The organism is Tranquillimonas rosea (assembly GCF_900111315.1).
GTDB classification, from domain to species: Bacteria; Pseudomonadota; Alphaproteobacteria; order Rhodobacterales; family Rhodobacteraceae; genus Tranquillimonas; species Tranquillimonas rosea.
In genome coordinates this window covers 125,964-148,070 of sequence record NZ_FOGU01000003.1, presented here as the reverse complement: position 1 = coordinate 148,070, position 22,107 = coordinate 125,964, and the positions used below count along the sequence as shown (strand labels likewise).

The 22,107-nt window shown below is 67.2% G+C and carries 20 protein-coding genes; 8 read left to right on the top strand and 12 right to left on the bottom strand.

Annotation, left to right across the window (positions count from 1 at the left end):
• Positions 1–298: 298 nt before the first annotated feature.
• Together BMZ25_RS05800 and BMZ25_RS05795 are read right to left on the bottom strand one after the other, a co-directional pair.
• Positions 299–610, bottom strand: coding sequence for an H-NS histone family protein (locus BMZ25_RS05800; protein ID WP_092689978.1), 312 nt, complete (start codon positions 608–610; stop codon positions 299–301).
• A gap of 125 nt (positions 611–735) precedes the next feature.
• Positions 736–2,703, bottom strand: a complete 1,968-nt coding sequence (locus BMZ25_RS05795; RefSeq protein ID WP_092689975.1) for a methylmalonyl-CoA mutase family protein — start codon at positions 2,701–2,703, stop codon at positions 736–738.
• Between the two features lie 235 nt (positions 2,704–2,938).
• Between BMZ25_RS05795 and BMZ25_RS05790 the strand changes: the two genes are divergently transcribed.
• From BMZ25_RS05790 to BMZ25_RS05760, 8 genes are all read left to right on the top strand, one after another.
• The gene (locus BMZ25_RS05790) at positions 2,939–5,962 is read left to right on the top strand and encodes a calcium-binding protein (RefSeq protein WP_092689973.1); all 3,024 of its coding nucleotides are present in this window, start codon (positions 2,939–2,941) and stop codon (positions 5,960–5,962) included.
• Between the two features lie 104 nt (positions 5,963–6,066).
• On the top strand, positions 6,067–7,440 hold the full coding sequence (locus BMZ25_RS05785) for a 1-acyl-sn-glycerol-3-phosphate acyltransferase (protein ID WP_092689970.1): 1,374 nt from the start codon (positions 6,067–6,069) through the stop codon (positions 7,438–7,440).
• 113 nt (positions 7,441–7,553) lie between these two features.
• Complete coding sequence (gene ccrA, locus BMZ25_RS05780) at positions 7,554–8,846, top strand: crotonyl-CoA carboxylase/reductase (protein ID WP_092689967.1); 1,293 nt, start codon at positions 7,554–7,556, stop codon at positions 8,844–8,846.
• 214 nt (positions 8,847–9,060) lie between these two features.
• Complete coding sequence (locus BMZ25_RS20745) at positions 9,061–9,276, top strand: hypothetical protein (protein WP_177190399.1); 216 nt, start codon at positions 9,061–9,063, stop codon at positions 9,274–9,276.
• Positions 9,221–9,934 carry a helix-turn-helix transcriptional regulator gene (locus BMZ25_RS05775; protein ID WP_328586834.1) on the top strand — a complete coding sequence of 238 codons (714 nt, stop codon included), beginning with the start codon at positions 9,221–9,223 and terminating at the stop codon, positions 9,932–9,934. The genes BMZ25_RS20745 and BMZ25_RS05775 overlap by 56 nt, the downstream gene beginning before the upstream one ends.
• Positions 9,935–10,020: 86 nt before the next feature.
• The gene (locus BMZ25_RS05770; RefSeq protein ID WP_092689964.1) at positions 10,021–10,650 is read left to right on the top strand and encodes an acyl-homoserine-lactone synthase; all 630 of its coding nucleotides are present in this window, start codon (positions 10,021–10,023) and stop codon (positions 10,648–10,650) included.
• Positions 10,651–10,691: 41 nt separating this feature from the next.
• Positions 10,692–12,227: an ATP-dependent DNA helicase gene (locus BMZ25_RS05765; protein ID WP_092689961.1), complete on the top strand. Its 1,536-nt coding sequence runs from the start codon at positions 10,692–10,694 to the stop codon at positions 12,225–12,227.
• Positions 12,224–12,940 carry an SDR family oxidoreductase gene (locus BMZ25_RS05760; protein WP_092689956.1) on the top strand — a complete coding sequence of 239 codons (717 nt, stop codon included), beginning with the start codon at positions 12,224–12,226 and terminating at the stop codon, positions 12,938–12,940. Before BMZ25_RS05765 ends, BMZ25_RS05760 begins: the two co-directional genes overlap by 4 nt.
• 6 nt (positions 12,941–12,946) lie before the next feature.
• On the opposite strand, the gene BMZ25_RS05755 is transcribed toward BMZ25_RS05760, so the two are convergent.
• From BMZ25_RS05755 to BMZ25_RS05710, 10 genes are all read right to left on the bottom strand, one after another.
• A complete protein-coding gene (locus BMZ25_RS05755) occupies positions 12,947–13,714 on the bottom strand; it encodes a TIGR02186 family protein (RefSeq protein ID WP_092689953.1) in 768 nt (255 codons plus the stop codon).
• A complete protein-coding gene (locus BMZ25_RS05750) occupies positions 13,711–14,628 on the bottom strand; it encodes a sulfite exporter TauE/SafE family protein (protein ID WP_092689950.1) in 918 nt (305 codons plus the stop codon). The genes BMZ25_RS05755 and BMZ25_RS05750 overlap by 4 nt, the downstream gene beginning before the upstream one ends.
• 78 nt (positions 14,629–14,706) lie before the next feature.
• Complete coding sequence (locus tag BMZ25_RS05745; RefSeq protein WP_092689945.1) at positions 14,707–15,510, bottom strand: purine-nucleoside phosphorylase; 804 nt, start codon at positions 15,508–15,510, stop codon at positions 14,707–14,709.
• Positions 15,494–16,459: an ABC transporter permease gene (locus BMZ25_RS05740; RefSeq protein WP_092689942.1), complete on the bottom strand. Its 966-nt coding sequence runs from the start codon at positions 16,457–16,459 to the stop codon at positions 15,494–15,496. The genes BMZ25_RS05745 and BMZ25_RS05740 overlap by 17 nt, the downstream gene beginning before the upstream one ends.
• A 4-nt stretch (positions 16,460–16,463) precedes the next feature.
• Positions 16,464–17,573, bottom strand: a complete 1,110-nt coding sequence (locus BMZ25_RS05735) for an ABC transporter permease (protein WP_092689939.1) — start codon at positions 17,571–17,573, stop codon at positions 16,464–16,466.
• Positions 17,570–19,192 carry an ABC transporter ATP-binding protein gene (locus tag BMZ25_RS05730; protein WP_092689934.1) on the bottom strand — a complete coding sequence of 541 codons (1,623 nt, stop codon included), beginning with the start codon at positions 19,190–19,192 and terminating at the stop codon, positions 17,570–17,572. The genes BMZ25_RS05735 and BMZ25_RS05730 overlap by 4 nt, the downstream gene beginning before the upstream one ends.
• Positions 19,193–19,198: 6 nt before the next feature.
• Positions 19,199–20,197, bottom strand: a complete 999-nt coding sequence (locus BMZ25_RS05725; protein WP_092689929.1) for a BMP family lipoprotein — start codon at positions 20,195–20,197, stop codon at positions 19,199–19,201.
• Positions 20,198–20,379: 182 nt separating this feature from the next.
• Positions 20,380–20,799, bottom strand: a complete 420-nt coding sequence (locus tag BMZ25_RS05720) for a GNAT family N-acetyltransferase (RefSeq protein WP_092689927.1) — start codon at positions 20,797–20,799, stop codon at positions 20,380–20,382.
• Positions 20,796–21,467, bottom strand: a complete 672-nt coding sequence (gene tsaB / locus BMZ25_RS05715) for a tRNA (adenosine(37)-N6)-threonylcarbamoyltransferase complex dimerization subunit type 1 TsaB (protein WP_092689924.1) — start codon at positions 21,465–21,467, stop codon at positions 20,796–20,798. Before tsaB ends, BMZ25_RS05720 begins: the two co-directional genes overlap by 4 nt.
• Positions 21,467–22,027 carry a NifU family protein gene (locus tag BMZ25_RS05710; protein ID WP_092689922.1) on the bottom strand — a complete coding sequence of 187 codons (561 nt, stop codon included), beginning with the start codon at positions 22,025–22,027 and terminating at the stop codon, positions 21,467–21,469. Before BMZ25_RS05710 ends, tsaB begins: the two co-directional genes overlap by 1 nt.
• Positions 22,028–22,107: the final 80 nt, after the last annotated feature.

Sequence of the window (22,107 nt, the reverse complement as noted above, 5' to 3'; positions counted from 1 at the left end):
CGCGCATTTGCCGCGAAAGCTTGCCCGAAAACGCACGCCATTTGCGGGTGTCATGTCCACGGTCAAACAACTTTGGCGACAGCGTTTCCTGTTGAATTTGGGGAAGAGAAAACGTGCAGACCCAAGTATTGACCGAAAGGGCAGCTCGGGGGTGCGCAATGCACATAGACGTATAAAAGCAGTTAATAGCTGGACGCAAAAGCCAGTCGCTACGGCCCGTTCCGGGCGGGGCGTCAGAGGCGTGCCGGGCCGCAAGGGCCCGGCGCGCCATCTGTGGCGGGCGCAGGGCGCCCGGCGATCAGATGCGGAAGTCCTCGAGCGAGCGTCCGCTGTCGAGCGCTTCCTTGATCCAAGCCGGCTGACGACCGCGGCCGGTCCAGGTCTTTTTCGGATCGTCGGGATTGCGGTATTTCGGCGGGTTCTTCTGGGCGCCCGTGACCTTTCCGCTCACAAGGTCGTCCAGCGAAAATCCGTGTACCTTGGCCGCTTCTTCGGCCGCTTTCCGGGCTTCGGCTTTCTTGCGGGCGTCGTAATCCTTCAACGCCTTGTCGACCGCGGCGCGCAGATCCTCGAGCTCTTTTTTCGACATCGATTGAAGATCGCGGTCCATGATATTCCTCTTTTCGTTGCAATCCGTCTCGGTGAATTATCTAATTCACGTTAGGTCACCGGATTGCAAGCGAAAAGGATTACGCGACCGTTGCGGTCGCGGAATCTTGTGCACGAAAGTGTAATTTATTGAGCGGGGACTTGCATCGTATCAATGAGGCCGACGAGATCGAACATGATGCGGTTCAATTCGAAGTCCTTGGGGCTGTATACTTTTGCAACCCCAAGGCGCTGCAATTCGACCGAGTCGGCATGGGGTATGATGCCGCCGACGATGACCGGAATATCCCGCAGCCCCGCGGCGTCGAGCCGGCGCATCGTTTCCCTGACCAGCGGAAGATGGCTGCCCGACAGGATAGACAGGCCGATGACGTCCGGCTCGATCTCGCGCGCGGAGTCCACGATCGCCTGCGGGGTCAGCCGTATCCCGTCGTAATGGATTTCGAAGCCGCAGTCGCGAGCGCGGGTGGCGATCTGTTCTGCGCCGTTGGAATGGCCATCCAGCCCCGGCTTGCCGACAAGGAAGCGCGGTTTGCGGCCTATCCGACCGGTCATTGCGTCGACCTCTTCGCGAACGTCGTCGAAAGCCTCGGTGCGGTTCGAGGGCGTGGACGAGATGCCGGTGGGGCCGCGGTATTCGCCGAACGCCTGCCGGACCATGTCGCCCCACTCTCCGGTGGTGGCGCCCGCTTTCGCCGCGGCGATCGAGGCGGGCATGATGTTCGCGCCCTCGGCCGCTGCGCGACGCAGGTCCTCCAGCGCCGCGCTGACGGCGGCGTCGTCCCGGTCGGCGCGCCAGGCTTCGAGACGGGCGATCTGGTCCGCCTCGGCGTCGGGGTCGGCCACCATCACGGCGTCCGGTCCCGACGTCAGGGGCGAGGGCTCTCCGGCGGCGTAGCGGTTCACGCCCACCACCGCCGTCTCGCCGCTTTCGATCTTGGCGATACGCTCAGCATTGGCGTCGACGAGGCGGCTCTTCATGTAGCCGATGGCGCTGACCGCGCCGCCCATCGCGTCGATCGTGGCCAGCTCGGCGCGGGCGTCGTCCTTCAGCGCCTCGACCTTCGCCGCCACCACGGGGCTGCCGTCGAAGAGGTCGCCGTATTCCAGCAGGTCGGTTTCGTAGGCGACGATCTGCTGCATCCGGAGCGACCATTGCTGATCCCACGGACGGGGCAGGCCGAGCGCCTCGTTCCAGGCGGGCAGCTGAACGGCGCGGGCGCGGGCGTTCTTCGAGAGCGTGACCGAAAGCATCTCTAGAAGGATGCGGTAGACGTTGTTCTCGGGCTGCTGCTCGGTCAGGCCCAGCGAGTTCACCTGCACCCCGTAGCGGAAGCGGCGATAGCGCGGGTCCTCGACGCCATAACGCTCGCGGCAGATCTCGTCCCACAGTTCCGAGAAGGCGCGCATCTTGCACATCTCGGTGACGAAGCGAATTCCGGCGTTCACGAAGAACGAGATGCGGCCGACCATTTCGGGGAAGTCGGCCTCGTCCACCTTGCCCTTGAGATCGTCGAGCACCGCCGTCGCCGTCGCCAGGGCGAAGGCCAGCTCCTGCTCGGGCGTCGCGCCGGCCTCCTGCAGGTGATAAGAGCACACGTTCATCGGGTTCCACTTGGGCAGATGCTGGCGTGTATAGGCCGCCACATCGGTGATCATGTGCAAAGAGGGCTCCGGCGGGCAGACATAGGTGCCGCGGCTCAGGTATTCCTTGATGATGTCGTTCTGCGTCGTGCCCTGCAGCTGCGAGACATCCGCGCCCTGTTCCTCGGCCACGGCGATGTACAGCGCGAGCAGCCAGGGGGCCGTCGCGTTGATCGTCATGGACGTGTTCATCTTTTCCAGCGGGATGTTGTCGAACAGCATCCGCATGTCGCCCAGATGCGCGACCGGCACGCCGACCTTGCCGACCTCGCCGCGGGCGAGGACGTGGTCGCTGTCATAGCCGGTTTGCGTCGGCAGGTCGAAGGCCACCGAAAGGCCCGTCTGCCCGCGTTCCAGGTTCGTGCGGTACAGATCGTTCGAGGCGCGGGCGGTCGAGTGGCCCGCATAGGTGCGGAATAGCCAGGGATCGTCGCGGTCGGTTTGGGTCATCCGGGGACTGCCTCTGTCAGCGCAATTTTGTTACGTATTTGTCTTGATATGTGGAATATTATGGCTGTGTCAATTCTCTGCATCGCGGCGGAGCGGCGAGATTTTGGGCAACATCACGCCGAAAACACGGTCTGAGCGGACATTTTCAGCAATCGAGAAGTTTATTCGCGAAACCGGCTGAAACTTTTCGGCTCCCCAGTCCGTGTCCAATGGTGCGTAACTAGGGAGAACTTCCATGCCGCAATCTGATCTGACGTATGACACCTTCGCCGGCTCGCTCGCCGAGGCCGAAGGACTCTGGAGTGTCAACCTCGACGCTCTCAACAGCTCCGGCGTGTCCGGGACTGCACTTCTGTCGGTCACGGACGACGGGGACGGCTCGCAGTCGCTCAACGTGTCCGTCTCGGCCCAGGGGCTTGCGCCCGACCAGGTGCATGCGCAGCACGTGCATGGGTTGTTCGACGGTAACGGCAACGCCGTGGACTCTGTGTCGCCGACGATCGCGGACGACGCGGACCGCGACGGGATGGTCGAGGTGCTCGAGGGCGTGGCCAAGTACGGCGACGTGCTTCTCCCGCTGGATGGCGTGAACGGGCAAATGCCCTCGTCGGACGCGAACGGCGACGTCAACTATGTGCAGTCGTTCGACCTGTCGGACAACAGCGAATTCTTCAGCCCGGTGACGAACACCGACTACACGGCTGACGACATCATGCCACTGGCGCTGCGCGAAGTCGTGCTGCACGGCGTGACGGTGCCGGACGGCATCGGTGACGGCACCGAAGGCGAGGTCGATGGCGGTGAGAACGGCTATACCGGGATTCTTCCCGCGGCCGCCGGCACGATCGAGGCCATCGACGCCGACACGGCGGCCCGCATCCTGCAGGACCATGCCGACCAGGCCGCCCCGAACCAGATCGTTCTAGAGGATGGCGGTGACAGCGTCTTTGCCGGCGCGGACAACGACGTCATCGTCGGCGGTGACGGCGACGACGTGGCCTATGGCAACGCGGGCAACGACCAGTTGAACGGCAATGCCGGGAATGACGAGCTTGGCGGAGGCGATGGCATGGACACGATCTATGGCACCGCTGGCGACGACACGATCTTCGGCGGCCAAGGCAACGACGAACTCGGCGGCGGTGCCGGTGACGACCTGGTCGCGGGCAACGGCGGCGACGACAGCGTCTATGGCGGTGAGGGGGACGACACCCTCAGCGGTGGCGCCGGGGCCGACCGCATCTTTGCCGGGGCCGGGCAGGACGTCGCGTCCGGCAGCTTCGGTGACGACAACATCTTCGCCGGCAATGCCGACATGAACATGGAGAACGCCGCCGACGACGGTGCCTCGGGCAGCCTGACCCTGTCGGATTACGACAACGGCTACGCCGGCGGCTATGGCGACGACTTCATCCAGGGTGGTGACGGCGACGACATCATCACCGGCGACTCCGACAGCCGAGTCAGCGCCGAGACGGGCGACGGCTTCGATGCCGACGCGGACGGTTCGGACGTCATCTATGGCGGTGCCGGCAATGACGAGATCCATACCGGCAGCTGGGCCGATGGCGACCAGGGCCTCGACAATGCCCAGACCGGCATGGCCAACGACACCGCCTCGGGCGGCATGGGTGACGACATCATCCGCGGCGCCGGCGGCGACGACCTGCTGCAGGGCGACATGGGCGACGACGACGTGGCCGGCGGTGATGGCGACGACCTCATCTATGGCGGCGCGGGCAACGACGTGCTGGCCGGCAATGCCGGTGACGACACGATCGCCGGCGGCCAGGGCGATGACTCGATGACGGGCGGCACCGGCAGCGATGCCATCGGCGGCAGCGTCGGCGCCGACGTGATCTTTGCCGGACCCGATGACGACAACGCTGAGAACGCCGCCGACGACGGCGCGTCGGGCGCCCTGTCGCTGTCGGATTACGACAACGGCTATGCAGGCGATTCCGGCGATGACGTGGTCTTTGGCGGCGACGGTGACGACATCATCACCGGCGACTCCGACAGCCGCGTGAGCGCCGAGACCGGGCTTGACTTCGACGCGTCCGCCGACGGGTCCGACACGCTGTATGGCGGCGCCGGCAACGACGAGATCCACACCGGCAGCTGGGCTGACGGCGACCAGGATCTCGACAACAGCCATACCGGCATGGCCGACGACACGGCCTATGGCGGTGCGGGCGACGACATCCTGCGCGGTGACGGCGGCAACGACGTCCTCGGCGCCGGAATCGGCGACGACAATGTCGGCGGCGGCGGCGGTGCCGACAGCATCTACGGCGGCGATGGCAGCGACATCCTGTTCGGCGGTGACGGCAGCGACGAGATCTACGGCGGTGCCGACAGCGACGCGCTCAGCGGTGGCAACGGTGACGATCAGCTGTTCGCGGGGCAGGGCGTCCAGAACATCGAGAACGCCGCAGATGACGGCGCCTCGGGAGCCCTGTCGCTGAGCGACTACGATGACGGCTATGCCGGCGGTGCCGGCGATGACGAGATCACCGGTGGTGTCGGCGACGACATTATCACCGGCGACTCCGACAGCCGTGTCAGTGCCGCGACCGGCGAAGAGTTCGACGCCTCGGACGACGGCAGCGACGTGATCTACGGGGGTGCCGGCAACGACGAGATCCACACCGGCAGCTGGGCTGACGGCGATCAGGGCCTCGACGACGCGCAGACCGGCATGGCGGATGACTTCGCCGACGGTGGCGCCGGCGACGACATCCTGCGGGGTGCCGGCGGCGACGACACGCTGCTTGGTGGGTTCGGCGACGACGACATCGGCGCCTCGGGCGGCGATGACGAAGCCTATGGCGGCGACGGCAACGACGTGGTCGCCGGCGGCGACGGTGTCGATACGATCGGCGGGGGCTCGGGCGACGACGAGCTTTCGGGCGGCGCCGGTGTCGACCAGCTGTTCGGCGGCGCGGGGGACGACCTTCTCGACGCCGGCGCTGGGGATGACTTCGTGTTCGGCGGTGCCGGCGCGGATTCGTTCAGCCATGACGGCTCGGCCGGAAACGGGCTCGACACCATCGCCGACTTCATGAGCGACGAGGGCGATGTCCTGGTCTTCACCGGGAACAACTCGGCCGACGGGGACGACTTCTCGGTCGACACCGCCAACGGCGACGCGACCGTCAACTACCAGGGCAGCGCGCTCTGGGAACTGGACGGTGGCGCGGATCTCGACAGCATCACGGTGCAGGTCGGCGATCAGAGCTACGATCTCATGGCCTGAGCCGCGCCTTTCGCGTAACACTTGGAGGCGTCCCGCAAGGGGCGCCTCTTTTTTGTGCGGTCCGCGTTTGCCGGCCCCCCTGGCCGGTGCAAGTATGGAGAGACATGCTCACAACCGTCACCATCCCGGTCTGGCTGCTGATCCTCGTTCTGCTGGTTCCCGGGCTGGCGGTGCTGGACCGTCTCGTCGGTCCGCCAGTGCGCTGGTATCTCCGGCGCCGGATGGAGCGGGTGGTGGCCCGCCTGAACGAGCGGCTCGAGCGTCCGATCCAGCCGTTCAAGCTGGCGCGGCGCCACGACATGATCCAGCGGCTGATCTACGATCCCCGCGTGGCCGAGGCCGTGGCCGACCACGCGCGCGAGACCGGCCTGCGCGAAGACGTGGCCTTCGATCTCGCCCGCCGCTATGCGCGCGAGATCGTGCCCTCGTTCTCGGCCAGCGCCTATTTCGGTGTCGCGATCCGGCTGGCGCGCTGGCTGTCGACGCGGCTCTACCGCGTGCGGCTGGGCTATGTCGACGAGGCCGGGCTGTCGGCGATCGACCGGCACGCGACGGTGATCTTCGTGATGAACCACCGCAGCAACATGGACTACGTCCTGGTGACCTACCTTGCCGCCGAGCGGTCCGCGCTGGCCTATGCCGTGGGCGAGTGGGCGCGGGTCTGGCCGTTGAGCCGGCTGATCCGGGCGATGGGCGCGTATTTCATCCGCCGCAAGTCGCGCAATCAGCTCTACCGGCGGGTGCTGGCGCGCTACGTGCAGCTGGCGACCCGCAACGGCGTGACGCAGGCGATCTTTCCCGAGGGCGGCCTGTCGCTCGACGGTCGGGTGGGGCCGCCGAAGCTGGGGCTGCTGAACTATATCCTCTCGGACCCGCCGACCGAACGTGACGTGGTCTTCGTGCCCGTGTCGCTGAACTATGACCGCGTGATCGAGGACCGCATCCTGACCGAGGCGGCGGCCTCGGGCGAACGGAAGTTCCGCGGGGGCTTCCTGACCGGCGCCGCCTTCGCGCTTCGCTGGCTGCGCCGCCGCCTGACCGGACGGGCCCGCAAGTTCGGCTATGCCGGCGTGGCCTTCGGCTCGCCGATCTCGCTGCAGCGCTTCTCCGAGGGTCGGAGCGGCGACATCACCCGGCCGCTGGCATCCGAGTTGATGGCCCGCGTCCGCGAGAACGTGCCGGTGCTGCCCGTGCCGCTTGTCGCGGCCATCGTCCTGTCCGCGCAGCGGCCGCTGACGCGCACCTGGATCACCCTCAGGGCGCGGACCGTGGTCGAGACCCTGACCGCCGCGGGCCGCCACGTGCACCTGACCGACGGAAGCGCCGATGCCGCGGCCGAGGCCGGGATCGACATGCTGCTGCTGCGCGGTGTTCTGGTCGAGACGTCCGAGGGGCTGGCCGCGGGGCAGGGGCAGGAAGCGCTGCTGCGCTATTACGCTGCGTCAGTCGGTGAGGTTTCGCCGGGCGGCCCGACATAAAATTACAATAGCGGCCTCCAGATGGTTGCATTGTTGCGAAAGGCTGCGTATCCCCGGGGAGACGCCGCGCGATTCTGCGGTGCGGCGTGCGAATTTCGTGGGAGAGCAGTGCAATGGCCCTGGACATCAAGACAGACGTCGTCCGCTACGACGCGCCGGAGAAGGATCTCTACGCGATGGGCGAGATGCCGCCCCTCGGCCACTTGCCCAAGCAGATGCATGCTTGGGCGATCCGGCGAGAGCGGCATGGCGAACCCGACCAGTCGTTCCAGCTGGAAGTGGTGGACGTGAAACGCCCCGACAGCCACGAGGTCGTCGTGCTCGTGATGGCCGCCGGGGTGAACTACAACGGCGTTTGGGCCGGGCTCGGCGTGCCGATCAGCCCGTTCGACGTGCACAAGGCCGAGTATCACATCGCCGGCTCCGACGCCTCCGGCATCGTCTGGGCCGTGGGCGACAAGGTCACCCGCTGGAAGGTGGGCGACGAGGTCGTCATTCACTGCAATCAGGACGACGGCGAGGATGAGGAGTGCAACGGCGGCGACCCGATGTTCTCGCCCAGCCAGCGCATCTGGGGCTACGAGACGCCCGACGGGTCGTTCGCGCAGTTCACCACGGTGCAGGCGCAGCAGCTGATGCCGCGGCCCAAGCACCTGACCTGGGAAGAGAGCGCGTGCTACACGCTGACGCTCGCCACCGCCTACCGGATGCTCTTTGGCCACCATCCGCACGAGCTGAAGCCGGGCCAGAACGTGCTGGTCTGGGGTGCGTCCGGGGGCCTTGGCTCTTACGCGATCCAGCTGATCAACACAGCCGGCGCGAACGCCATCGGCATCATCTCGGAGGAGGACAAGCGCGACTTCGTGATGAGCCTCGGCGCGAAGGGCGTGCTGAACCGCAAGGACTTCGACTGCTGGGGGCAGCTGCCCACGGTCAATACCGACGAGTACAAGACGTGGTTCACCGAGGTCCGCAAGTTTGGCAAGGCGATCTGGGACATCACCGGCAAGGGCAACAACGTCGACATGGTGTTCGAGCATCCCGGCCAGGCGACGTTCCCGGTCTCGACCTTCGTGGTCAAGAAGGGCGGCATGGTCGTGATCTGCGCCGGCACCACCGGCTATAACCTGACGATGGACGCGCGGTACGTCTGGATGCACCAGAAGCGCATCCAGGGCTCGCACTTCGCCCATCTCAAGCAAGCGGCCTCCGCGAACAAGCTGATGGTCGAACGGCGTCTCGATCCGTGCATGTCCGAGGTCTTTGCCTGGGACGAGATCCCGGCGGCGCATACCAAGATGCTGCGCAACCAGCACAAGCCCGGCAACATGGCGGTGCTGGTCCAGTCGCCGCGCACCGGCCTGCGCACCTTCGCCGACGCGCTCGAGGCCGGGCCGAACACCTGAACAAACTGTCCCTTACCGGGAAACGAGAGGCCCCGCGCGCGTCCGGCGTTCGCGGGGCCTCGTGTTTTCGAGGCCGGTATCAAGCGAAAACAGTGGGTTAAGGCCCGCACCCTCGCCATTTCTGGGGAGGTGCATAAAGCGAATTCACGCGACGGAATGTGTGGTGGTAGTCTGCAATTAATGCACGATTAACCCCTCTTCGAAAGGCTCTGCCATGGTGAACGACTGGTTGCTCCACGTACTCGCGGATCTCAGGACGTTCGCCGAAAAAAACGACTTTCGTGCGCTCGCGCAGCAACTCGACGACACCGCGCTCGTCGCCGCCTGCGAGATCGCCACGAAGGAAGGGCAGGGAAGTATCGGGGCTGGGACGAGTGCAGGCGAGATTGGATGCCTTCATCGCGCAGGTGCAGGCCGCAGGCTGTCTTGACGAATTGACACGATGCGTGGTCGCGCTGCGCGACGCGTTCGAGATCGATCATCTCGTCTATCACTCGGTGAATTCGGCCGCGGGGCAATACGCCGCCCACACCTATCGCGAGAGCTGGGTGCAGCAGTACGTGGCCGAGGATTACGCCCGCATCGACCCGGTGGTTCAGGGCTGCCTGCGCGGGTTCCACCCGATCGACTGGAAGGACCTCGACTGGTCCGGCAAGGTCTCGCGCGCCTTCCTGGGCGAGGCGATTTCGGCAGGCGTCGGCAACCAGGGATGCTCGGTCCCGATCCGGGGGCCGTCGGGGCAGTTCGCCCTGTTCTCCGCCAGCCACCGGGGCAGCGACAGGGAATGGTCGCTGTATCGGCAGGAGAATCTCGGCGCCCTGATCCTTGCGGCCCATTATCTCAATCAGAAGGCGCTGGAGCTTGAACGGGGGAGTGACCGGATCGACGCGGCCCGGTTGTCGCCGCGCGAGGTGGATGTGCTGTGCCTTCTCGCCTTGGGGCAGAGCCGTGCGCGCGCCGCCGAGGCGCTGTCGATCTCCGAGCACACATTGCGGGTCTACATCGAAAGCGCGCGGCTCAAGCTGAACGCGGTCAACACGACGCAGGCCGTGGCGCGGGCGATGTCGTCGGGGCTGCTGCTTCTGTGACGGTAAACACGACGGACGGTGACGAAGCGCGGCGGTAACTCCATGCGGCGAAGACTCCGGCGATCCACAGGCCAGGAGGTGCCCCGATGATCCGATTTCTCTATGCCGGCGGCCTGAACCGGTATCCGCGGTTGCGCGACAGCATGTTCCGCGACCGCGCCGCGCAGTTCGCCGACCGCTTGGGGTGGGAGGTCCATGTCGACGACACGGGGGCCGAGCGGGACGCCTACGACGCCGAAGACCCGCTCTACGTCATCTGGGAGGGGCCCGATGGCCGACACGCCGGATCGATGCGTTTCCTGCCGACCACGGGGCGGACCATGCTGTCGGATCATTTCGCGCATCTTCTGCCCGACGGCCCCGTCTGCAGTCCGCGGATATGGGAATGTACGCGGTTCTGCATCGCGCCGGGGGCCGCGGCGCATGTGCCGGCGGCGCTGCTGCTGGGCGCTCTGGAGATGGGGCTGGAACTGGGGCTCAGCCACGGCGTCGGCGTGTTCGACGCGCGGATGCTGGCGGTCTACAGGCGGCTGGGCTGGCCGCCTGCGCCGCTGGGGACGGCCGGGCCGGGACGCGCGGCGATCTCGGCGGGGATGTGGCGGTTCGCGCCCGAAGTTCGGCCCCGCCTGCTGCGCCGGGCGGGCATTTCACCCGCCGTGTCGCGCCATTGGGTCGAACGCGGATTCGGGCGCGGCAGACTGGTTCTCGCGGCCTGAACCTGCTGGGCAAGCGCGGGACGGACCGATATGGTCCGCTCATGACGCTGCCGCAGGTCACTTTTTCAGACGATCAGGCCGAGGCCTACGACCGCGTGACCGAGGTGCTGCGCGCGGCCGGGGTCGATCTCGACAACGAGGCCTTGCGCCGCATGAACGAGGATCGCCGCGCGGTCATGGCGGTGATCGGCAAGGCGGGGTCGGGTAAGACACTGCTCCTTGCACGCCTCTGGAAGGCGCTGGCCGAGGCCGGCGTCGATATCGTGTCGGGCGATTGGGAAGGCCGCCGCAAGAAGGATCGCCGGACGCTGGCGATTCTGGCGCCCACCAACAAGGCGGCCAGTGTCCTGCGAAACCGCGGCGTACCGGCCACCACCATTCATCGAATCCTGTATACGCCGGTCTACGACCCGGAATACGAGAAGATCGCCGAGTGGCTGGCGGGAACGGGCGATCGTCCCGATGTCGAGGGGCTGGACGACACCGCGCTGGACCGGGCCTGGGCGTTTTATCAGACCCATTCCTCGGTTCCGGGGGCGCTGGCCGCCGCCGGTCTGCGCGGATCGGACTTCATCAATGGCTGGAAGAGGCGGGACGAGCCGCTGGACATCGGGTTTGTGGACGAATCCTCGATGCTGGACACCAAGCAGTTCGAGGACCTCAAGGAAATCTTCCCGACGCTTCTGCTGTTCGGCGATCCCGCGCAGCTGGCCCCGGTGAACCAGTCGGGAGAAATGGTGTTCGACCAGCTGGCCGAGGATCGCCGCCTGATTCTGAACCGCGTCCACCGGCAGGACGAGGGCAGCCCGATCCTGGACCTCGCCCACGCGCTCGCCGACGAGTCGCTCACCTTCGAGGGGTTCGAGCGGATGGTCGAGGAAAAGGCGCGGGAGGACGATCGCGTGGTCGTGGGCCAGCGCGTGCAGGCCGACCTGATGGCCCGCTCGCCGGTGCTGGTGTGGCGCAATGCCACCCGTATCCGCCTGATCCATGCCTTCCGCGCCGCCTACCAGGCGCCGGGCGACGCGCTGTTGCCCGGCGAGCCGCTGATCTGCGACGGGCTCGAACTGCCGCTGAAGCACCGCAAGAAGCGGATCGACCTCGAGGCGCGCGGTCTGATCAAGGGGGCGCAGGTCGTCTACCTCGGGCCTGGCAAGAAGCCGGGTTTCTCGCGCCTTCACGTCGTCGGCGCCGAGGAGCCGCAGGTCAGCGCCGCCAGTATCGTGAAGATCGAGATGCCCGACGAGGAAGAACCCTTCATCCCCTTCGCGGCGCGGATGGGCGCGACCTTCCTGCACGGCGCGGCGGTCACGATCCACAAGGCGCAGGGCTCGCAATGGCCCGAGGTGCAGGTCTTTGCGCCCGATCTCTGGGCCGCGGCGCGGGCGGGCCGGACCGAGGCGGGGGTGCCCTTGTGGAAGCGCCTCGCCTATGTTGCGATCACGCGGGCCGAGACGCGGCTGCACTGGGTCGTGCGCAACCGCCTCGCCCGGCCGTCCGAGCCGCTGAGGACCGACGACCTCAAGGCCGATCCCGCGCCACTGGCCCTGGCCGCGCAAGGAGAGGAGGACGCATGAGCCGCACCATGCTGATCACCGGGGCAAGTTCGGGCATCGGAGCCGAGACGGCGCGCCGGGCGATGGCGGCGGGCTGGCGCGTTGGGCTGTTCGCCCGGCGTCGCGCACCGCTGGAAGAGATCGCCGCGGGCTCGGACGACGCGCTGGTGCTGCCCGGCGACGTGACCGACCTCGGCGCCCTGGAGGGTGCGGTTGCCGAGATGGCCGCGAGATGGGGGCGGCTCGACGTCCTGTTCAACAATGCGGGCATCTTCGCGCCCGCGGGCCTGATCGACGAGATCGACATCGCGGACTGGACGCGGTCGCTGGACGTCAACCTGACGGGCATGTTCCACGGCGCCCGCGCGGCCTTCGCCCAGATGCGGCGGCAGGAACCGCAGGGCGGGCGGATCATCAACAACGGCTCGCTCTCGGCGCATACACCGCGGCCCGGATCGGTCTGCTACACCTCGACCAAGCACGCGATTACCGGCCTGACCAAGACGCTCAGCCTGGACGGGCGGCCCTTCGACATCGCCTGCGGCCAGATCGACATCGGCAACGCCCGGACGCCCCTGGTCGAGGACCTGATCGCACGCGGCGGAACACCCGAGGTGATGGATGTGGGCGACGCGGCCCGCTCGGTGCTGCACATGGCCGATCTGCCGCTGGAGGCGAACGTGCAGTTCATGACCGTCATGGCGACGAAGATGCCGCATATCGGTCGCGGCTAGGTCGGCTCAGCGCAGCCAGCGGAACGCGGCCGACGCGCCCCAGCCCGCGATCGCCGCCAGTGCGAGCGACAGAAGCCCGTAGATCAGTGGCTGCTCGTGGGCGAGATTGTAGAGCAGCCGCTCCAGCCCGACCTTGCGGACATAGATTTCGGTGCGGTGCTCGGTTACGACACGCCCGCCGCGGGTCAGGAAAATCCGGGCCAGGTACTCGCCCTCGGTCAGGTTCGCGGGCAGCGAGATCGAGGTGTTGAACAGCGTGCTTTCGGTGATCTCCACCGTGCCGGGGTTCATCTGGTAGAGGCCCGCGCCCTTGCGGATGCGGATCAGGGCGTCGGTGAAGTTGGTGGGATCCTCGACCAGGCCGGCCGCGCCGACTGTGCGGATTGCCCGGCGGATCGAGATCCGGTTCCGCAGGTCCTCGGTGTCGTTGAGGATGTCCTCGAGCGGCGCGCTCGTGGCGACGGCATAAAAGCTCGGCGCAGCATCCACCTCGACCGAGTTCTGGTTGACCCAGATGCCCGCCAGCCGGTCCTTGCGTCGCACGGTGACGGCGCCCGAAGGCCCCACGACCGCGACGATCACGCCCAGTGGCGGCTGGCTGCGGATCGGGCTTTCCCGTTTGACGGCGCCGAAGACGAGGATTTCGGAGCCGTCGAAATTGGCGCTGATCGAGATGCGGCTCTGACTGAGGCCGGCCACGACCTCTTCGTCGTCCTCCTGCGCGGCGGCCGGGACGGCGAAACAGAGCGCGAGCACGAGCGTCCGCCAGCTCATGCCGCGACCGGCGCCAGCGAATAGAGCTCGGAGGGGCGCAGCAACAGGTCCAGCGCCAGCTTGCCGCAAACCAGCAGGACGAGCGCGGCCAGGAGGATGCGCAGTTGTTCGGCTTTCATCAGCAGGCCCACGCGCGTCCCGAGCTGTGCGCCCAGCACGCCGCCGAGGATCAGGAGCAGCGCCAGCAGCATGTCGACGGTATAGTTCGTCGTGGCATGCAGCAGGGTGGTGAAAGCGGTGACGAAGATGATCTGGAACAGCGACGTGCCGACGACGACCTTGGTGGGCATGCCCAGCAGATAGATCATCGCGGGCACCATGATGAACCCGCCGCCCACACCCATGATCGCCGACAGGACGCCGACCGACAGCCCCACCAACATCGGCGGCAGGACCGAGATATACAGCCCCGAGGTGCGGAACCGCATCTTGAGAGGCAGGCCGTGGACCCAGTTGTGCTTGTGCCGTTTCACCGGGCTCGAGGTGCCCTTGCGCGTCCGGCGCATGGCCTGGAGACTTTCCAGGAACATCAGGCCGCCGATGATGCCCAGGAAAACCACGTAGCTGAGCCGCACGAGCAGATCGACCTGCCCGAGGTCGCGCAGGATGTTGAATACCTGCACGCCGATCCCCGCGCCCAGCAGGCCCCCGGCCAAGAGGACGAGTCCCATTCGGAGATCCACCGTCCGTCGCCTGAGATGCGCGAGCACGCCCGAGACCGACGAGGCGACGATCTGGTTGGCCGAGGTCGCGACGGCAACCGCCGGGGGGATGCCGACGAAGAACAGCAGCGGCGTGATCAGGAAACCGCCGCCGACGCCGAACATGCCCGAAAGCACGCCGACGAGCCCGCCCAGCCCCAGAAGGAGGAACGCGTTGACGGAGACTTCGGCGATCGGAAGATAGACTTGCATCGGTGTTCCGCAGGCTGCAGGTCACAGTTGACCACCGGCGGCGCCGGAATGAAAGTCGGAAGGCGGCTGGCGCCGGCGCTAGAGACCGCCGAGGAAGTGCCGCAACACCTTCTCGAGCTTGGCGGCCCCCACGGGCGCCATCGCCTTGGTGTGGTCGTGGCTGATCGCCTCGTCGCTAAGCCCGGCTGCCATGTTGGTGATCGTCGAGATCGCGGCCGCCCGAAGCCCCAGGAACCGCGCCAGGATCACCTCGGGCACCGTCGACATCCCGACCGCGTCGGCGCCGAGGGTGCGGATCGCCCGGATCTCGGCCGGGGTCTCGAACGAGGGGCCGGAATACCAGGCATAGACGCCCCGGTGCATCTCGACCTCGGCAGCCTTGGCCGCCGTGTCCAGCCGCTGCCGCCAGTCGGGATCGTAGGCGTTCATCATCGGCACGAAGCGGGAATCCGTCGGCTCTCCGATCAGGGGGTTGAGGCCGGAGAAGTTCATGTGGTCCGTCAGGCACATGATCGAGCCCGTGGGCATCTCCGGGTCCAGCGAGCCGGCGGCGTTGGTGGCGATCAGGCCCTCGGCGCCGAGCGCGGCCAGCACCTCGAGCGGCAGCCGCATCCCGTCCGGCCGGCCGGATTCGTAGTAGTGCGACCGTCCACCGAAGACCGCGACACGCGTGCCTTCGAGCGTGCCGATCGTCAGGCTCGCCGCATGGCCGCTGACGCCGGTGCCTGGAAAGCCCGGCAGCTGGGCATAGTCGATCGATACCCCCTCGATCGCGTTGGCCAGACCTGAAAGGCCCGAACCCAGGATCAGGCCCAGGCGCGGCGGCTCGGCCCCGGCGCGGTCGCGGATGAAGGACGCGAGGTCGTCAGCGTTCCTTGACATAGGGCGTTCCTCCGGCGCGGGGCGGCACGGCGCGGCCGACGAAGCCGGCCAGGATGACCACCGTGAGAATGTAGGGCAGGGCCAGGACGAAGGCGTTCGGGATCTCGAAGAGGATGAGGTCGATCGAGTTGAAGCGGTTCGACACCGCCTGAAGGAACCCGAACAGCAGGCACGCGCCAAGCGCCTGCCACGGCCGCCACTTGGCGAAGATCAGCGCCGCCAGCGCGATATAGCCGCGCCCGGCCGTCATCTCCTGCGTGAAGCCGGCGGCGAGACCGGTCGACAGATAGGCGCCGCCCAGCCCCGACAGCAGGCCGCAGATCAGCACCGCGCCATAGCGCAGCCGCTTGACCGACACGCCCGCGGTATCGACCGCGCCGGGGTTCTCGCCCACGGCGCGCAGACGCAGGCCGAAACGCGTGCGGAACAACACGTACCACGTCGCCGGCACCGCCAGCAGCGCGACATAGACCAGGATCGTGTGGCCCGAGAGCATGTCGGAATAGATCGGCCCGAGGATCGGAACGCCGGAGAGTGCCTCGGCGAAGGGCAGGTCGAGCGAGGCGAACCGCGCATCGCCCGACAGGGAGGGCGTGCGGCCACCCTGGGCGAAGATGTCCTGCGCGATCAGCACCGACATCCCCGAGGCGAGGAAGTTCAGCGCCACCCCAGAGATCAGCTGGTCCCCCCGGAAGGTGATCGAGGCGAGCCCGTGGATCAGCGAGAAGATCACCGCTGCGGCGACCCCCGCCAGCAGGCCCAGCCACACCGAACCGGTCAGCGCCGCGACCGCGGCCGAGAAGAACGCCGAGATCAGCATCTTGCCCTCGAGCCCGATGTCGATGATGCCCGAGCGTTCCGAGAACAGCCCCGCGAGGCAGGCCAGCAGCAGCGGCGTCGCCAGGCGGATCGTGGAATCGCCGATCTGGATGATGGTCAGGAAATCCATGTCGTCACTCCGCCGGGGTGCCGGGCGCGGGTTTGCGTTTGCCGTAGCGCAGGAACAGGCCGGTCACGGGCTCTCGCACCATGTTGTCGAGCGCGCCGGTGAACAGGATCACGAGCGCCTGGATGACGATGATCATCTGCCGCGGCACGCTCGTCTCGAACTCGAGCTCGGCCCCGCCCTGGTAGAGCGCACCGAACAGGATGGCGGCCAGCAGCACGCCCACCGGATGCGAGCGCCCCATCAGCGCCACGGCGATGCCGACGAAGCCGGCGCCGAGGACGTTGTCCTGCAGCAGCCGCTCCTGTTCGCCCATCACGGCGTTGACCGCCATCAGGCCCGCCAGGGCGCCCGAGATCAGCATCGCGATGATGACGATCCGCGGCGGCGAGATGCCGGCATAGCGGGCGGCGGGCTCCGAGTGGCCGAGCGCCCGGATCTCGTAGCCCAGCCGCGTGCGCCACAGCAGCAGCCAGACCAGCCAGCAGGCGAGCAGCGCCACCAGGAACGACACGTTCAGCGGCGCGCGCGAGAACTCGATCCCGATCGAGGCGAACAACTCGCGCGCCGAGGGCAGCCACGCACCTTCGGGGAAGCGGGCCGACTCCGGCGCCATGCCCGGCGCCTTCAGCGTGCTCACCAGAAGGTAGACCAGCAGCGACGAGGCGATGAAGTTGAACATGATCGTGGTGATCACGATGTGGCTGCCGCGCTTGGCCTGCAGGTAGGCGGGGATGAAGGCCCAGGCGGCGCCGAACACCGCGCCGCCCACGATCGCCGCCGGCAGTGCCAGCAGCCAGTGCGGCCACGGCACCGCAAGGCAGACCAGCGCGACGCCCAGGCTTCCGAGCTGCGCCTGTCCCTCGCCGCCGATGTTGAACAGCTTGGCGTGGAAGGCGACGGCCACGGCGAGGCCGGTGAAGATGAAGTTCGTCGCGTAGAACAGCGTGTAGCCCCAGCCATAGGTCGAACCGACGGCGCCGCGCACCATGATCTGCAGCGCCTCCACCGGGTTCTGCCCGATGAACAGCAGCACGATCCCGGCGACGAGCAGGGCGAGGGCCAGGTTGATCAGCGGGATCAGGGCGATATCCGCCCAGCGAGGCATCTTGGTCATGTCATCACCTTGCCGCCGGAATGGGCGAGGTTCTCCTCGACCTCCTTGATCGAGTGCTCGCGGCTGGTGTCCGAGATGCCGGCCATCAGCAGGCCCAGTTCACGCTCTGACGTCTCGGAGGGCAGGCGCTCGCCCATGATGCTGCCGTCGAACATGACGGCGATGCGGTCGGACAGCGCCATGATCTCGTCGAGCTCGACCGAGACGAGCAGGACCGCCTTGCCCTCGTCGCGCAGGGCGACGATCTGCTGGTGGATGAACTCGATCGCGCCGATGTCGACACCGCGCGTCGGCTGGCCCACCAGCAGAAGGTCGGGGTTGCGCTCCAGCTCGCGGGCGATGACGAGCTTCTGCTGGTTGCCGCCCGAAAAGCTCTTGGCCGCAAGATCGGCATTCGCGGGGCGCACGTCGAATTTCTCGATCTTGCGCTCGGTGTCCTTCCGAAGCGCCGCGTTGTCCATGAACATCCCGCGGCAATAGGCGGGGTCGTCGTGGTAGCCGAAGCCGACATTCTCCCACGCCTGGAAATCCATGATCAGCCCTTCGCGCTGCCTGTCCTCGGGGACGTGCGCGATGCCGCGGCGCCGCCGCGTGCGGGCGTCGGACTTCGTGCCGCTGAGGTCCAGCTCCTGCCCGTTGAGCTGCACGCTGCCGCGCCCCTCGCGCATGCCGCCCAGCACTTCGAGCAGCTCGGACTGGCCGTTGCCGGCCACGCCCGCGATGCCGAGAATCTCGCCCTTGCGCACGTTCAGGGACACGCCGCGCAGGCGTTCGACACCCTTGGAATCGGTGACCTTGAGGTTGTCGACCTGAAGCACGGTCTCGCCCGGTCTCGCCGGGGCCTTGTCCACGCGCAGCAGGACTTTGCGGCCGACCATCAGCTCGGCCAGCTGTTCGGGGCTGGTTTCGGGCGTCTTGACGGTGGCCGTCATCTCGCCCAGGCGCATGACGCTGACGGTATCGGTGATTTCCATGATCTCGCGCAGCTTGTGCGTGATCAGGATGATCGTCTTACCCTCGCGCTTCAGCCCCTCGAGGATGCGGAACAGGTGGTCCGCCTCCGCGGGGGTCAGCACGCCGGTCGGCTCGTCCAGGATCAGGATGTCCGCCTGCCGGTAGAGCGCCTTGAGGATCTCCACCCGCTGCTGCATCCCGACGCCGAGATCCTGGATCAGCGCGTCGGGATCGACGTGCAGTTCGTATTCTTCGCTCAGCTGTTTCAGCAGCTTGCGCGCCTTTGACAGTGACGGTGTCAGGCGCGCGCCCTCCTCGGCGCCGAGCACCACGTTCTCGAGGACGGTGAAATTCTCGACCAGCTTGAAGTGCTGGAACACCATGCCGATGCCGGCGGCGATGGCGGCCTGGCTGTCGGGGATCTCGCGCCGCGCGCCGTGGACCCAGATCTCGCCCGCATCCGCCTTGTAGAAGCCGTAGAGGATCGACATCAGTGTCGACTTGCCGGCGCCGTTCTCGCCGATGATGCCGTGGATGGTGCCGGGCATCACGCGGATCGATATATCCTTGTTCGCCTGCACCGGGCCGAAGGCCTTCGAAATGCCTTTCAGCTCGATCGCGGGGGCGGCCGTATCCGGCCGCCCCGTATCGTCATGCGCCGCCATGCGGGATTACATCTCCACCGGGCAGCTGTCGGTCTCGGTGTAGTCGTGCACCTCGATCTCCCCGGCGATGATCTGCTGCTTCGCCTCGTCGATGGCGGTGCGCATCTCTTCGGTCACGAGGTCCTCGTTGTTCTCGTCCATGGCCAGGGCGACGCCCTCGGATTCCAGGTCCAGCACTTCCAGCCCGGTTTCGAGCGTGCCGGCCTCGGCGGCCTCGAACGCGTCGTAGACGGCATTGTCCACGCGCTTGACCATCGAGGTCAGCATCGTCTCGGGGTGCATGTAGTTCTGGTTGCTGTCGACGCCGATGGCATAGATGCCCTCGTCGGCCGCGGCCTGCAGGACGCCCACGCCGGTGCCGCCCGCCGCGGCATAGACCACGTCAGAGCCCTGCGAGATCTGCGAGCGTGTCAGTTCGCCGCCCTTCACCGGGTCGTTCCATGCCGCCGGCGTGGTGCCGGTCATGTTCTGGATGACCTCGATATCCTCGTTCACCGCCTTGGCGCCCTGAGCATAGCCGCAGGCGAACTTGCGGATCAGCGGCACGTCCATCCCGCCGACGAAGCTGACCGTGCCGGTTTCCGAGGCGATCGCCGCCATCATCCCGGCGAGGTAGCTGCCCTCGTGCTCGGCGAACTTGATCGACTTGACGTTCGGCTGGTCGACCTGCTCGTCGATGATTACGAAGTTGGTGTCGGGATAGTCCGGGGCGACCTTTTCCAGCGTCGAGGCGTTGGCGAAGCCCAGCACGACCACCGGGTTCGCGCCGCGTTCGGCCATGCGGCGCATGGTCTGCTCGCGCTGCGCCTCGGATTGAAGCTCGGTCTCGACATAGTCGCCGCCGGTCTCTTCGACCCAGCGTTGCGCGCCGGTATAGGCGCTTTCGTTGAAGGATTTGTCGAACTTGCCGCCGAGGTCGATGATGAGGCCGGGTTCGGCCAGCGCGGCGCCGGCGCTGAGCGCGAGGGTCGCAGCGGCACCGAGTATCTTGGACATGGACGTCATGGTGTCTCCCTGATTGAGAACGGGGCGTCCGCGCAGCCGTGAGCGGCGCCCGTGAAAACGGCGGATCTCTCATGGATCATGGGCGATTAAGGGCGCAGCAGGTCCAGAGGGTCAACCGCTTTCTCAGTCCCGATTGCCGCGTGACGGGGCGTCTGCCGGAGATTTGAGCGGCTGACGCGCGGTCACCCCGCGGCGAGCGTGCGCCGCATCAGGATGGCGTCGATCCGAGTGCCGTCGGGGGTGCGGTAATAGCGGGGGCGGCGGCCCGAAACCTCGTAGCCCGCGCTGTCGTAGAGCGCCCGCGCCGCTGCGTTGTCGGCGGCGACTTCCAGGTGCAGGATCACCGCGCCGCGCTGGCGGGTGGTCGCCTCGAAATCGGCGAGCAGGCGGCGCCCGCGGCCCTGCCTCTGGACGTCCGGCGACACCGCCAGCGTCAGCAGTTCTGCCTCGTCCGCGACGGTGCGGCCGAGCGCAATGCCGGTCGCGTCGCCTTCCAGGTAGACGCCCGGCATCAGCAGCAGGGTCGAGAAATCCCGCGCCGACCACGGGGCCGGCACCCGCATCGTGCGTGCGTGCAGGTCGGCAAGCATGTCCGGCGTCATGCGAGGATTTCGGGCGGGGCGTCGCGCGACGGCGCGGCGTCGGCCGGCCGGACGTAGAGCGGGGCAGGGCGCTTGGCCGGGGCACCCTCGGCCGCCTTGCGGGTCAGGACCGCGGCGAGGCGCGCGGGCAGATCGTCGATCTCGGCCTCGTCCCCGGTGGCGCCCGTCGCCCGCGCGATCGCCTGGGCCTCGTATCCGACCACCCGCGTCTCGGGCGGCAGTGTGAACTCGGTCGGTGTGCCGAGGTCGATCAACTCCGGCCCGTCCACGGGGCGCCCGTGGGCGAAACGCTGGACGTAGGCCCGGTCGCGCGGGGCGGCCACGCTCACCAGGTCGCTGGCCGACGGAAGCCCTGCGCCGTCGAGCATCAGTTCGAACGTGGACAAACCGATGGCCGGCACGCCGAGTCCCAGCGCGAGGCCCCGTGCCGCCGAGACCGAGATGCGGATGCCGGTGAAGTTACCGGGACCGATGCCCACGCCGATCGCGCCAAGGTCGCGCCACGCAAGCCGCTCGGCCTGCAGCAGCCGTTCGAGCAGCGGCATCAGCGCCTCGGCCTGGCCCCGCGCCATCGGCTCGAACGCCTGTTGGACGACGCGGCCCTCTCGCACGACAACGGCCGCGCAATGCGCGGCCGAGGTGTCGAAGGCCAGAAGCGGAGCGTCCATCACACGGTGACGGGTCGTACCTCGACCACTTCGGGAATGTAGTGGCGCAGCAGGTTCTCGATGCCCATCTTCAGCGTCAGCGTGGACGAGGGGCAGCCGGCGCAGGCCCCCTGCATGTGCAGGTAGACGATGCCGCGGTCGAAGCCGTGGAACGTGATGTCGCCGCCGTCCTGCGCCACCGCCGGGCGCACGCGGGTATCGAGCAGTTCCTTGATCTGACCGACGATCTCGCCGTCGGCCCCCTCATGGATGACGTGCTCCGTCTTGTTCTGTTCGCCTTCCATCACGGGCTGGCCCGACTGGAAGTGCTCCATGATCGCGCCCAGGAGGGCGGGCTTGATGTGGTCCCACTCGACGGGCTCGTCCTTGGTGACGGTCACGAAGTCGTTGCCGAAGAACACGGCCTTTACGCCGTCGACGGCAAAGAGACGTGCGGCGAGCGGCGACTTGTCCGCCGCCTCGGGCGCCGGGAAGTCTGCGGTGCCGCCGTCCAGAACCGTCTGGCCGGGCAGGAATTTCAGCGTCGCCGGGTTCGGCGTGGATTCGGTCTGGATGAACATGCGTAGCCTCCGTTGCCATCTCTACATGCGCCTTGCGGCAAGAAGCGTCAAGAGTTTGGAACTGTTCTAAAGTGCCGGCA

Coding starts and splice junctions, on each gene's coding strand:
- BMZ25_RS05800 (WP_092689978.1), bottom strand. CDS start 610: ATGGACCGCGATCTTCAATCGATGTCGAAAAAAGAGCTCGAGGATCTG.
- BMZ25_RS05795 (WP_092689975.1), bottom strand. CDS start 2,703: ATGACCCAAACCGACCGCGACGATCCCTGGCTATTCCGCACCTATGCG.
- BMZ25_RS05790 (WP_092689973.1), top strand. CDS start 2,939: ATGCCGCAATCTGATCTGACGTATGACACCTTCGCCGGCTCGCTCGCC.
- BMZ25_RS05785 (WP_092689970.1), top strand. CDS start 6,067: ATGCTCACAACCGTCACCATCCCGGTCTGGCTGCTGATCCTCGTTCTG.
- ccrA (WP_092689967.1), top strand. CDS start 7,554: ATGGCCCTGGACATCAAGACAGACGTCGTCCGCTACGACGCGCCGGAG.
- BMZ25_RS20745 (WP_177190399.1), top strand. CDS start 9,061: ATGGTGAACGACTGGTTGCTCCACGTACTCGCGGATCTCAGGACGTTC.
- BMZ25_RS05770 (WP_092689964.1), top strand. CDS start 10,021: ATGATCCGATTTCTCTATGCCGGCGGCCTGAACCGGTATCCGCGGTTG.
- BMZ25_RS05765 (WP_092689961.1), top strand. CDS start 10,692: ATGACGCTGCCGCAGGTCACTTTTTCAGACGATCAGGCCGAGGCCTAC.
- BMZ25_RS05760 (WP_092689956.1), top strand. CDS start 12,224: ATGAGCCGCACCATGCTGATCACCGGGGCAAGTTCGGGCATCGGAGCC.
- BMZ25_RS05755 (WP_092689953.1), bottom strand. CDS start 13,714: ATGAGCTGGCGGACGCTCGTGCTCGCGCTCTGTTTCGCCGTCCCGGCC.
- BMZ25_RS05750 (WP_092689950.1), bottom strand. CDS start 14,628: ATGCAAGTCTATCTTCCGATCGCCGAAGTCTCCGTCAACGCGTTCCTC.
- BMZ25_RS05745 (WP_092689945.1), bottom strand. CDS start 15,510: ATGTCAAGGAACGCTGACGACCTCGCGTCCTTCATCCGCGACCGCGCC.
- BMZ25_RS05740 (WP_092689942.1), bottom strand. CDS start 16,459: ATGGATTTCCTGACCATCATCCAGATCGGCGATTCCACGATCCGCCTG.
- BMZ25_RS05735 (WP_092689939.1), bottom strand. CDS start 17,573: ATGACCAAGATGCCTCGCTGGGCGGATATCGCCCTGATCCCGCTGATC.
- BMZ25_RS05730 (WP_092689934.1), bottom strand. CDS start 19,192: ATGGCGGCGCATGACGATACGGGGCGGCCGGATACGGCCGCCCCCGCG.
- BMZ25_RS05725 (WP_092689929.1), bottom strand. CDS start 20,197: ATGACGTCCATGTCCAAGATACTCGGTGCCGCTGCGACCCTCGCGCTC.
- BMZ25_RS05720 (WP_092689927.1), bottom strand. CDS start 20,799: ATGACGCCGGACATGCTTGCCGACCTGCACGCACGCACGATGCGGGTG.
- tsaB (WP_092689924.1), bottom strand. CDS start 21,467: ATGGACGCTCCGCTTCTGGCCTTCGACACCTCGGCCGCGCATTGCGCG.
- BMZ25_RS05710 (WP_092689922.1), bottom strand. CDS start 22,027: ATGTTCATCCAGACCGAATCCACGCCGAACCCGGCGACGCTGAAATTC.